The sequence below is a fragment of the Stenotrophomonas maltophilia genome, assembly GCF_002799155.1.
Classification (GTDB): Bacteria; Pseudomonadota; Gammaproteobacteria; order Xanthomonadales; family Xanthomonadaceae; genus Stenotrophomonas; species Stenotrophomonas maltophilia_R.
Map to the genome: position 1 here is coordinate 3,733,833 of NZ_NERD01000002.1, position 11,107 is coordinate 3,744,939.

Annotated in this window: 11 protein-coding genes; 6 read left to right on the top strand and 5 right to left on the bottom strand. The window is 65.2% G+C overall.

Annotation, left to right across the window (positions count from 1 at the left end; all coding sequences use genetic code 11):
* Positions 1–27 precede the first annotated feature (27 nt).
* Positions 28–1,824 carry a DUF885 domain-containing protein gene (locus tag B9Y82_RS17815; protein ID WP_100474547.1) on the bottom strand — a complete coding sequence of 599 codons (1,797 nt, stop codon included), beginning with the start codon at positions 1,822–1,824 and terminating at the stop codon, positions 28–30.
* Positions 1,825–2,172: 348 nt separating this feature from the next.
* On the opposite strand from B9Y82_RS17815, the gene B9Y82_RS20685 reads away from it, so the two are divergent.
* Together B9Y82_RS20685 and B9Y82_RS17820 are read left to right on the top strand one after the other, a co-directional pair.
* Positions 2,173–2,340, top strand: coding sequence for a hypothetical protein (locus tag B9Y82_RS20685; protein WP_157804669.1), 168 nt, complete (start codon positions 2,173–2,175; stop codon positions 2,338–2,340).
* Positions 2,340–2,894: a DUF6990 domain-containing protein gene (locus B9Y82_RS17820; RefSeq protein WP_100474549.1), complete on the top strand. Its 555-nt coding sequence runs from the start codon at positions 2,340–2,342 to the stop codon at positions 2,892–2,894. Before B9Y82_RS20685 ends, B9Y82_RS17820 begins: the two co-directional genes overlap by 1 nt.
* Before the next feature lie 616 nt (positions 2,895–3,510).
* Here B9Y82_RS17820 and B9Y82_RS17825 read toward each other — a convergent pair.
* From B9Y82_RS17825 to B9Y82_RS17835, 3 genes are all read right to left on the bottom strand, one after another.
* Positions 3,511–4,026 carry a cytochrome c oxidase assembly factor Coa1 family protein gene (locus B9Y82_RS17825; RefSeq protein ID WP_100474550.1) on the bottom strand — a complete coding sequence of 172 codons (516 nt, stop codon included), beginning with the start codon at positions 4,024–4,026 and terminating at the stop codon, positions 3,511–3,513.
* Between the two features lie 25 nt (positions 4,027–4,051).
* Complete coding sequence (locus B9Y82_RS17830) at positions 4,052–6,277, bottom strand: S9 family peptidase (protein ID WP_100474553.1); 2,226 nt, start codon at positions 6,275–6,277, stop codon at positions 4,052–4,054.
* 166 nt (positions 6,278–6,443) lie between these two features.
* Positions 6,444–7,133 (bottom strand): glutathione binding-like protein, encoded by a 690-nt coding sequence (locus tag B9Y82_RS17835; protein WP_100474556.1) that lies wholly within the window; start codon positions 7,131–7,133, stop codon positions 6,444–6,446.
* Between the two features lie 112 nt (positions 7,134–7,245).
* Here B9Y82_RS17835 and B9Y82_RS17840 point away from each other — a divergent pair, with 112 nt between their 5' ends.
* Together B9Y82_RS17840 and B9Y82_RS17845 are read left to right on the top strand one after the other, a co-directional pair.
* Positions 7,246–7,854, top strand: a complete 609-nt coding sequence (locus B9Y82_RS17840) for a TIGR00645 family protein (RefSeq protein WP_100474559.1) — start codon at positions 7,246–7,248, stop codon at positions 7,852–7,854.
* 199 nt (positions 7,855–8,053) lie between these two features.
* Positions 8,054–9,067 carry an energy transducer TonB gene (locus tag B9Y82_RS17845; protein ID WP_100474561.1) on the top strand — a complete coding sequence of 338 codons (1,014 nt, stop codon included), beginning with the start codon at positions 8,054–8,056 and terminating at the stop codon, positions 9,065–9,067.
* An 82-nt stretch (positions 9,068–9,149) separates the two neighbouring features.
* Here the strand turns inward: B9Y82_RS17845 and B9Y82_RS17850 are convergent, their stop codons facing one another.
* Entirely contained in the window at positions 9,150–9,404 is a 255-nt protein-coding gene (locus B9Y82_RS17850) for a hypothetical protein (protein ID WP_100474563.1), read from the bottom strand.
* 76 nt (positions 9,405–9,480) lie between these two features.
* Here B9Y82_RS17850 and B9Y82_RS17855 point away from each other — a divergent pair, with 76 nt between their 5' ends.
* Positions 9,481–10,278: a helix-turn-helix domain-containing protein gene (locus tag B9Y82_RS17855; protein WP_100474566.1), complete on the top strand. Its 798-nt coding sequence runs from the start codon at positions 9,481–9,483 to the stop codon at positions 10,276–10,278.
* A 99-nt stretch (positions 10,279–10,377) separates the two neighbouring features.
* Positions 10,378–11,088 (top strand): transposase, encoded by a 711-nt coding sequence (locus tag B9Y82_RS17860; RefSeq protein ID WP_100474569.1) that lies wholly within the window; start codon positions 10,378–10,380, stop codon positions 11,086–11,088.
* Positions 11,089–11,107 lie beyond the last annotated feature (19 nt).

Sequence of the window (11,107 nt, forward strand, 5' to 3'; positions counted from 1 at the left end):
GAAAGGGATCCGACCCCAGCGCTTCGGTTACTTGTACTTCGGCACGAACACCTTGTTCACCGCATCGGCCAGCTGGTCCGGCGGCAGCAGGCCCTGGTCGAGCAGGAAGTTGTTGAACGCCAGGCGGTCAAACTTCGCACCCAGTGCCAGCTCGGTCTGCATGCGCAGTTCCAGGATGCGGGTGTAGCCATAGAAGTAGCTGCCCGCCTGGCCCGGCATGCGCACCATGTAGCGGTCCAGTTCCTGGGTGGCCATCGCCTTGGACAGGCCGACCTGCTCCATCAGTACGCGCTCGCCGTTGGCACGGTCGGTCAGGCCGAGGTTGAGCATCGGGTCGAGCATCGCGCGCGCGGCCCGCAGCAGGCGGAACTGCAGGGCGATCATCTGCCCATCCAGCGGCTCGTACGGCACCATCTCGGCTTCGGCATACAACGCCCAGCCTTCCACGTTCACCGAATTGAACGCGAACATGGTGCGTGCCAGCGAGACGCCACGCTCGACCATGGCGGTGAACTGCAGCTCGTGGCCGGGGCGGCCTTCATGCGCGCTCAGCGTCCACGCCGCCGCGCCGAAGTTGAAATCATCGTACTGCGCGCCCGGGCCCGCGGCCGGGTTGCCCAGCGGCAGCACGAAGGTGCCCTGCTGCCCGGTGTTGTTGACCAGCGGCGCCGGCAGGAAATGCGGTGCCGGGCTGGCCGCGCTCTCGGCGGCCGAACCCAGGCGCATCTGCATGGCGCGCTTGGGCACATCGACGATGGCGTGCTCGCGGATCAGCGGATCGATCGCATCGATCACCTTGCGGTAGTGGCCTTCCAGATGATCGTCGGCGATCTTGTCGGCCTTCAGCGCGCGGATCACCGCCACCGGGTCGCTCGGATCGGCCACCTTCAGGCCCTTGTCCTTCACCACCAGTGGTGCCAGCTGCTGCATCGCCGAACGGGTTTCCATGAATTCCAGCTGCGCGCGCTGCATCAGCAGCTTCGGGTCGATGTCGATGCCGACCTGCTTGAGCTGGTAGGCGTACAACGGCGCCGGCAGGCGTGCGTCGGTGCGCGCCTTCGGCAGCACCTCCTTGCGAGTCCAGGCAGCGTAGTCCTTCATCTGCCCGGCCAGGGCCTTCATCGCCTCGTCGGCGCCGGCAATCTGGTACTTCTTCAGCAGCGACTCGATGCCGCTGATGTAGGTCTCGACGTTGTCCAACGACTGCTGCACTTCGATCTTCGTCGGCTGCAGCAGGCTGCTGTCCTTCAGCCGTTCCTCGTAGCGCTGGCGGGCCAGCGTGGTGAACGCGGTGCCGCCCGGCTGCAGGCCGGCATACGCCTTGAGGCGGTCGAGCGCCTTGGCCCGGCGCTCGGCCGGTACCTGGTCGGACAGCAGCAGGTTGAGGCCGCTGAACACCGTCTGCGGCGCATCGCTCCACGGCAGCAGGTACTTCTCGTTGAGCTCGCTGCCTTCGATGTTCTGGTTGGCCGCGTGGATCATGATCTCCAGGTCCTGGCGGACATTGGGATCCTGCTCGGCGGCCAGCTTCGCCTTCAGTTCGTCGCGTGCCTTGGCCATCGCGGCCCGGTAGCGCTTGCCGTTGTCCGGGCCGAGGTCAGCCACCTTGTCATCGTAGCCGGGCACGCCGAAGAAGCCGGTTTCTTCCGGCTGGAACGGGCCCTGCGCATCGAGCAGGATCTGCGCCAGTGCGTTGCTGCGGGCCACCCAGGCCGGGCTGGCCGGGGTAGCGGCCTTGGCGGCGGGTGCAGCCAGCGCCGGCGGTGCGGACAGCAACGGGGCAGCAGTCAGGGCCAGGGCAACAGCGAGCGCAATCGGCTTCATGGGACACTCCAGCAAAGGGTTGCCCGCACCCTACGCGCTCACGGCCATGGCGACAATCGGCTGGAGGTCACGGCGACCGCATTGGGGACACCGCGATCATGCAATGGCGGATCCGGATAGAAGCTGGCTACGATGCCCTTCATTTCGCGCAGGACCCTTGCATTGTCGTGAAGATCAGCGGAGCCCGTTGGCACGCCCTCATGCTGGAAGAGCGGAGATGACCAGCTGTTCAATCGCGGGCAGGTCCGGTCGCCGCACTCCAAGGCCATGACGGTACGCCAGCCAGGCGCGTCTTCCGCGTTGAATTAAAAGCTGAGAATGATTGAAGTTAGAACGGGAGGAGCAGACTTGAGCATTCGACAACCTGAAATTCTTCCACAAATTCGAGGTGGCAGTTCAATTCCCAGATGGAAATTTGCAGACGATTCCGGCCTGATGCACGGGATACTGTTTAGAGCACAAGGTTATCCAAATGGCATTCCAATTGAAGCCATGAATTTTCCAGGTGCCAAGTGATGAACGAAAAAGATGTGGTTTCAGCCCTGAAGGAGCAAGGCTGGGTCTGCGCGAGGGATGAGGTGGGAGACTATTTCTGCATAGCGAATATTGGTCATTGCCAAGTTCAGGTTATTCCTTACGTAGGTAAAAGGTCGGATCATTTTCGTGTTTCACTTACGCCTTCAATCTCATCAGAGGAATTTTCAACAGCAGTTGGACTAATCCTGGGTGAAGGGAGAGATTACGTCCCTGTAATTGTGAGCAATGAACTCCCTGAGAAGTTGGTCGAGCTCTCAGCTAATGATGTGTCCAGATTGTCAGAGAAAGCGATCTCCTGGGCGCATGCTCAAAGCCTTGAAGATGGACTAGCTGCATATAGAAATCTGCCAACAGATGCTAAAGGCGCTATGCCACTTCGCCACTTAGCGGCATTGGCGATTGCCGGGGAGGTGGATAGCCTTGAATCGTACCGGAGAAATTTTGAGCTGGGTGATCGTCTTGGCTTTGTTCCATACATAACTTCCGAAATGATTGACAGAGCAATTTCGATAGCCCAAAAACATAGGGCTTGACCGATAACAAATAGCCCCGGCAATTCGTAGAGCGCGGCGCACATCACGCTTTACCAGTCGATCGCCGTCCAGCGTGTAATGCCAGAACCCATGGCTGAATCTCGCATGTGTTCCTGAAGCGTCCGACCAGATTCGCACGTACGGGGGCGGCCCAGGCTTCCCTTCAACATCCAGCGAAACGGCCTTCACCCCTGCCCACCCACTGCATACCAGGGATCGAGCGCGCCTCTCGTTGTGCGCCTTCGTCACCCGCAGGCCGGTAGATCACATTCTGGGCGCTATCGAATAGGGGTTCGGAAGGATCGTGGACACCGCATACGTTCGCATTGCACGCTCCTTCGAGGATGAAGTGAATCGTTGCAGTAAGAACTGCGCTGGGCTCAATCATTGGAGGGGACCTGTGCCAGCAATCCGGAACGTCGTTCGCACTATCAATCCACGCTATCGAAGGAGTGAGGATTGAAGGCTTCGCCACTCGCGAACCGGTTCATCAGCGTCGTGTGGTGTCGGAACTGTTTGGCCTCACACCTGACATGCCGAGCTCAGCCGAGGCCCGATCGGCAAGTGAATTCAACTGTGGCGGATCACGACAGCCTCGGTCTCGGCGATCGTGCGGTCACAACGCGGCGGTGAGTGGGCATTCGCCGCGCTCGCGGCAGGCCTGCAGTTCGCATTCCTGCGCGGCTTCAACGTCATCCAGTGCGGTCAGGTCGAACGTCTGCTTGTTCTCGCCCAGCACGTACATCACCGGGTAGTCCCACACGTCGTCACTGCGGGTACCCTTCACGAACAGCCGGCCCTGCGCGCGTGGTCCTTCCAGGGCCACGGTCAGGCCAACATCGCGCTGGCCGTTGATCGCGGTCTGCATGCTGCCCAGTGGCATCGATTCAATATGCAGCGGCTCGCCGAAGGCTTCCACCAGTTCGATGCTGCAGCCAGCGCGGCGCAACGCTTCACGCATCGGCGGGCTTTCGCGTGCCGCCTCGCTCCAGCGCAGCACGCTCCAGGCCACTGTGCCACCGGCGCCGGCCAGCACCAGCAGCACGGTCAGCGGCATCGCCCAGCGCCAGTGGCGGCACCACCAGCCGGCGGGCTTGGGGCCATGGGTGGGAATCGGCGGTGGCAGGGTCATCGGCGGGCTCCTTCCCGTTCGTGCATCAGGGCTTCAGGCAGCGCCCCAGGAAGGCTTCGGCCACGCGGTAGCGATGCAGGGCATCGGCGCCGGACAGGCCATGCTTGGCGCCCGGGTAGGTCATCAGTTCGAACGGCTGCGCACGCTTCTGCAGCGCGCTCATCAGGCTGGTCGAGTTGGTGAACAGCACATTGTCGTCGGCCATGCCGTGGATCAGCAGCAGCGGCGAACGCAGGCCGTCGATGTGGGTCAGCACGCGCGCTTCGCGGTAACCCGCTTCATTGCGCGCCGGCAGATCCATATAGCGCTCGGTGTAATGGCTGTCGTACAGGCCCCAGTCGGTGACCGGTGCGCCGGCCACGCCGCAGGCGTACTGGTTCGACGCCTTGGCCAGCAGCATCAGGGTCATGTAGCCGCCGTTGGACCAGCCCTGCACGCCGATGCGCGCCGGGTCCACCCACGGCTGCTGCTTCAGCCAGGTCACGCCACGCAGCTGGTCGGTCACTTCCACCGTGCCCTGCCTGCCATACAGCGCGCCACCGAAGTCGCGGCCACGGCGCGGGGTGCCGCGGTTGTCCAGCGAAAACACCACGTAGCCCCGCTGGGCCAGGTACTGGTTGAACAGATGGTCGCCACGACCGGGCCAGCTGTCGGTGACGGTCTGGCTGGCTGGGCCGCCGTAGACGTACACGGCTACCGGATAGCGCTTGGACGGATCGAAGCCGGCCGGCTTGATCAGGCTGTAGTTCAGCGGGGTCTTGCCATCGGCAGCCATCAACGTGCCGAACTCGACCGGGCGCTGTGCATCGCGATAGCGCGCATACGGGTGCTTGGGATCGGCCAGGTCGTTCTCGACCAGCGTGGCGATCTTCTCGCCACTGGCGCGGAACAGTTCGATCTGCGGCGGCGTGGTGCTGTTGGACCAGCTGTCGACGTAGACGCTGGCATTGCGGGCGAACGTGGCACTGTGCATGCCCGGTGCCTTGGACAGGCGCTGCGGCTCACCGCCCTGCAGCGACACCGCGTAGATCTGGCTTTCGCGCGAGCTCTCGATGCCGGCACGGAAGTAGGCCTTGCCGGCCTTTTCATCGACCGCCAGCAGCTCGTCCACCGGCCAGTTGCCATGGGTCAGCGCGGTGGCCTTGCCCTTGCTGTCGATGCGGTACAGGTGCTGGAAGCCGGTGCGCTCGGACGACCACAGCACGCTGCCGTCTTCAAGGAAGCGCAGGCTGTTGTGCAGCGGTACCCAGGTCGGGCTGGTCTCGTGGGCGAGTACGCGCTGGCGGTTGGAATCGAGTGCCACTTCCACCAGGTCCAGCTGCCTCTGGTCGCGCGACTGGCGCTGGAAACTCAGGTGCTGCGCATCGCGCCAATCGACGCGGGCCAGGTAGATGTCCTGCTCCTTGCCCAGGTCGACCCAGCGCGGCTGTGCATCGGCGGCCGGTGCAATCACGCCCAGCTGCACGCGTACGTTGGCGTCGCCGGCGGCCGGGTAACGCTGCTCGATCACATCGGTGCGGTCGGCGTAGACCTCGTAGCGCTTCTGCACCGGCACCGGTGCCTCGTCGATGCGCGCGAAGGCGATGGCCGAATCATCCGGCGCCCACCAGTAACCGGTGTGGCGGTCCATCTCTTCATCGGCGACGAACTCGGCCACGCCGTTGCCGATGGTGGTGCTGCCGTCGCGGGTCAGCTGCAGCTGCTTGCCACTGGCCAGGTCGATCACCCACAGGTTGCGGCCGCGGATGAAGCTGACGAAGCCGCCCTTGGGCGACAGCTTGGCGTCGGTGGCGAAGCCTTCACCGTGGGTCAGCTGGCGCACGGCCGCTGCACCCTGCTGCTTGAGGTCGTACAGGTAGAGTTCGCCGCCCAACGGGAACAGCAGGCGCTGCGCGTCCGGCGACCACTGGTAATCGACGATGCCGGTCATCGCGGCGATGCGCTGGCGCTCGCGGCGGGCCTTTTCCTCGTCGCTGAGGGTCTCGGTGCCGGGCAGCACCACCTTGGAATCGACCAGCAGGCGGGTCTGGCCGCTGCCGATGTCGTAGGTCCACAGGTCCAGCTGGTTGCGGTCGCTGTCCTTGCCGCGCAGGAAACTGACCTGCGAGCCGTCCGGCGCCACCTTCGGCTTCATCAGGGTCGGGCCGGACAACGGCAGCGGGCCGGTGATGGCTTCCAGGGTCAGCTTTTCAGCGTGGGCGGCGGTACTGGTGGCGAGCATGAGGGCGAGCGAAGCGAACAGGTGGCGCATGGAGGATCCCGGCAAACGGCAGGTCCGCCCCGCGGCGGGCGCCGGGCGGTCGTCCCCCATCCTAACCAAGCCCGTGCGGGAAGGCAGCATGACCTTCCGCCCATAAGGAGTGCCGGCAAGGAGTGCCGACGAGTGCCGCCCCATGGTCGGCACCCACCGTACTGGGTCAGCGCTGGCCGAACAGGTGCTTGCGCTCTTCGTCGCTGAGCGGCTTGCCGGCGTTGGGGTTCACCTGCTGGCGCAGGGCATAGGCGCGCTGGGTGGCCGGGCGTGCGGCGATGGCATCGTGCCAGCGCTTGAGGTTCGGGAACGCGGCGAAATCCACCGGCAGCGTGTCGTAGGCGCCGATCCACGGGTAGCTGGCCATGTCGGCGATGGTGTACTCGTCGCCGGCCAGGAAGGCGTGCTGGGCCAGGCGCTTGTCCATCACCCGGTGCAGGCGGCGCACTTCGTTGTCATAGCGCTCGATCGCGTACGGGATCTTCTCCGGCGCATACACATTGAAATGCCCCATCTGGCCGCTCATCGGGCCCAGGCCCGCCATCTGCCAGAACAGCCACTCCAGGGTGGTGACCCGGCCGCGCGGGTCGCTGGGCAGGAACTGGCCGGTCTTCTCGGCCAGGTACAACAGGATCGCGCCGGACTCGAACACGCTCTGCGGGGCACCGCCATCGGCCGGGGCCTGGTCGACGATGGCCGGCATCTTGTTGTTGGGCGAAATGGCCAGGAATTCCGGCTTGAACTGGTCGCCCGAGCCGATGTTGACCGGGTGGATGCGGTACTCCAGGCCGGTTTCCTCCAACAGCAGGGTCACTTTGTGGCCGTTCGGGGTGGGCCAGTAATACAGGTCGATCATGGCGTCGGCTCGGGGTGCGGAAAGGAACCTGAAGTCTAGTGCGAGAGTTGGGTTGGCACCGTCATGTCGGGCCGGTAACCTCGCCTCTCCCCCGAAACGCAGCATCCCCCGCATGAGTGCAAACCGCCCGCCGCTCTCCCCGCTGTCCACGCTGATCTTCGCCTCGCGCTGGCTGCAGCTGCCGCTGTACCTGGGCCTGATCGTGGCGCAGTGCGTCTACGTGTTCCTGTTCGGCAAGGAACTGTGGCACCTGATCTCGCACTCGGTCTCGATGGGCGAACAGCAGATCATGCTGATCGTGCTGGGCCTGATCGACGTGGTGATGATCTCCAACCTGCTGGTGATGGTGATCGTCGGCGGCTACGAGACCTTCGTCTCGCGCCTGCGCCTGGAAGGCCACCCGGACCAGCCGGAGTGGCTGAGCCACGTCAACGCCAGCGTGCTGAAGGTGAAGCTGGCGATGGCGATCATCGGCATCTCCTCGATCCACCTGCTGAAGACCTTCATCGCCAGTGGCGCACTGAATGGCATCCCGCTGTGCACGCCGGAACAGATGAGCGTGGCTGCCGCCAACATCGGTGTCGCCCGCTGCTCGATGCTGACCCCGGACGGCGTGCTGTGGCAGACCATCATCCACTGCGTGTTCATCCTGTCGGCAATCGGCATCGCCTGGACCGACAAGCTGATGTCCAACAGCCACAGCAAGTCGCACGACCACTGAGGTCGTCGCCGGCAACGGCGGTGGCCGTTGCCCCTTCCGGCCACCGCCCCTTGTACGCGGCGGTGGCCGGGATGCTAGATTGCACCCTCGCCGTTGCCGGCGGTGGCGTCGGGAAACGTCACCCTGCCGCGCCCGGACCGCAGGTCCCGGCCATGCATATCAATGATTTACGTCACGTCGTCTTCTAGAGGGGAGCAGGATGTCGCACGTCTCAACGATCACCGCCGCGCGCCGGTGGCTGCCGGTTGCTTTGGCACTGGCGCTGGCCGCCTGCTCGGGCAAGGAAGAATCCGCAGCACCGGCCCCGGCCGCCGCACCCGCCGCCGCCGCACCGACCGCACCGGTGGTCGCCGCCAAGGTGCAGTCGATGGGCACCGAGCAGCTGCGTGAGTCGGCCAGCCAGGCCCTGCGCGAGAACCGCATGTACGCGCCGGCCGGCGACAACGCCATCGAGTACTACCTCGCCCTGCGCGACAAGACCCCGGACGACGCCTCGGTGAAGAGCGCGCTGACCGACCTGCTGCCGTACACCCTGATCGCCGCCGAGCAGCACCTGGGCCGCGAGGACTACACCGAGGCGCAGCGCCTGGTGGCGCTGATCGAGAAGGTGGATGCCTCCGCGCCGGCCCTGCCGCGCCTGAAGGACGGCCTGGCCAAGGGCGTGCAGAACGCTGCCAAGCGCACCGAAGCCGAAGCCGAGAAAGCCAAGAAGGACGCCGAGGACCGCAGCAAGCAGCAGACCGAACAGCAGCGCCTGGCCGAGCAGCGCGCCAAGGAAGCCGACGCGGCCAAGCAGATCGCTGCGCAGCAGGATGCTGCCCGCCGCGACAACGAGCGCCAGGAGGCCGAGCGCCAGGCCGCTGCCCGCCGCGAAGCCGAGCAGAAGCAGCAGCAGGCGGCCGCCCAGCAGGCCAGCGCCGCACGCCAGGCGGCGGCTCCGGCGGCCGCTGCGGCGCCGAACCTGCGCCCGGTCAGCACCCCGGCACCGCGTTATCCGTCCGAGGCGCTGCGTGCAGGCACCTCCGGCGAAGTGCTGGTGGAAATCACCGTCGGCACTGACGGTTCGGTGATCAACGCCCGCGTGCTGCGCGCAACGCCGTCGCGCGTCTTCGATCGCGAAGCCATGAACGCAGTCAAGCGCTGGCGCTTCGAGCCGGTCAGCGCGCCGGTCACCACCCGCCGCACCCTGGTATTCGCCCCGGGCGGCGGCTGACCACGAAAAGGGGACGGAGGGGATTAAGTCGTTTCCGTCCCGCAATGACCACACGGCCCGGCATGTCCGGGCCGTGTTCGTTTCAGGGGTAGCTGTCGATCAGGCGCTGCAGTGCTGGATCGCGCGCAGCCAGCACCTGGAACAGGCCCAGCGCATGCAGGCCCGGCAGCAGCGCACGCAGGTCGGCCTCAGCGGTGGCGCGGGTGGCGTCATTGCTGGCGGGATCCTGCCAGTCACGGACGCTGGCGAGGAAGGCACCGACGCTGCCCTTGCGCACGGTGAGGCCGTTTACCTGCACCTCGTTCTGGTGGTCGGGAAGGATGGCCTGCGGCTGCATGGGTGATGCTCCATTGAGGGGACTTCCAGTATCGACACCGCGCAGCGACCGTTCTGCCGTATAACTGCCAAACGATATGGCAGATCAGACATTCCCCGCGTTGCTCGACCCCGCACTGGCCAACGCCAGCAGCGGGCCGGCGTTGCTGGCAGCCCAGCTGCGCCTGCACCGCCCACGACGCACGGCCCGCCACCGGCACGCCCGCGGCCAGCTGCTGGGCGCACACCAGGGCCTGCTGCGGATCGAGGTCGATGATCTGCAGTGGCTGCTGCCAGCCGGGCACGTCGCCTGGATTCCGCCCTCACTGCCCCACGCCCTGGTAGGGGCAGAGGAATTTGATGGCTGGAGCCTGTACTTCAACGCCGAGGCCTGCCTGGACCTGCCCGCCGTGCCGCGCATTTTCCAGCCCAACGCGCTGTTGCAGGCCGCGACGACGCGCGCGCTGGGTTGGCCACACCGGGCGCTGGACGCCGCGCAGGTACGCCTGGCCGGCGTGATCGCCGATGAGATCACCGCCAGCACGCCGCTGCCGCTTGCCCTGCCACAACCGCAGGATCGCCGCCTGCGGCGGGTCGCTGCGGTGCTGGCACGTTCGCCGGATGACCTTCGCAGTGTCGAGGCGTGGGCAGCCACCTGCGGCCTGTCCAGCCGCAGCCTCGCCCGCCGTTGGCAGGCCGAAACCCACATGACGCTGGGCCAGTGGCGGCAACGCCTGCGCGTACTGCTGTCGCTGCCACGCCTGCTGGCGGGCGAACCGGTGATCAGCGTTGCGCTGTCCATGGGCTACGACACGCCCAGCGCCTTCATCACCGTGTTCAAGCGCGAGATGGGGATGACGCCTGCGCGCTACGCAAAAGGGGACGGAGGGGATTAAGTCGCTTTTGACTCACCCGACACTGCTTCGCGGCATTGCCTGATGCCCTGCTCCGCAGCCGCGATGACAGGCTGAGGTCCCTTTCAGCCTCCGAATCCCATGCCCCGACAAGCACGCCTGATGCTGGCAGGCCAGGCCTATCACGTGATCCAGCGCGGCGTGAACAAAGGCGCGATCTTCATCGACGACATCGACCGCCAACTGTTCCTGCATCTGTTGCACAGCGCATTTCTCAAGCACCACGTCGCACTGCATGCCTATGTACTGATGGGCAACCACGTCCACCTGCTGGCCACGCCCTCCACACAGCAGGGACTGGCGGGCGCAATGCGCATGCAGGGCAACAACTACGTTCAGGCCTTCAACCAGCGGCACGGACGCAGTGGGCCTCTGTGGCAGGGGCGCTTCCATTCCTCGATGATCGACAGCGACGCTTATCTTCTCAGCGTATACCGCTACATCGAACGCAATCCGGTTCGCGCCGGAATTGTTGTCAGCGCCGAAGATCATCCGTGGTCCAGCGTGCACGGCAACCTTCAACGACGGGATGATCCAATGCTGACCCTGCACCCCGCGTTCAAAGCGCTTGCAGGAACCGCTCAGCAGAGGACGAGGTTGTATGCCGAATTCCTGCGCGATGTGAATGCATCCGCAGACCTGCCCGCAATCCGCAACCACAGCAGCAGGCAATGCCCAATGGGGGACGCTGCATTCCTGCGGATGGTGGAGAAGACGCTGGGACGCCCCGTGGCAATACGCAGACGAGGGCGCCCGCGCAAGGAGGGGACGGGGGAGGCAGAAACGACTTAATCCCCTCCGTCCCCTTTTT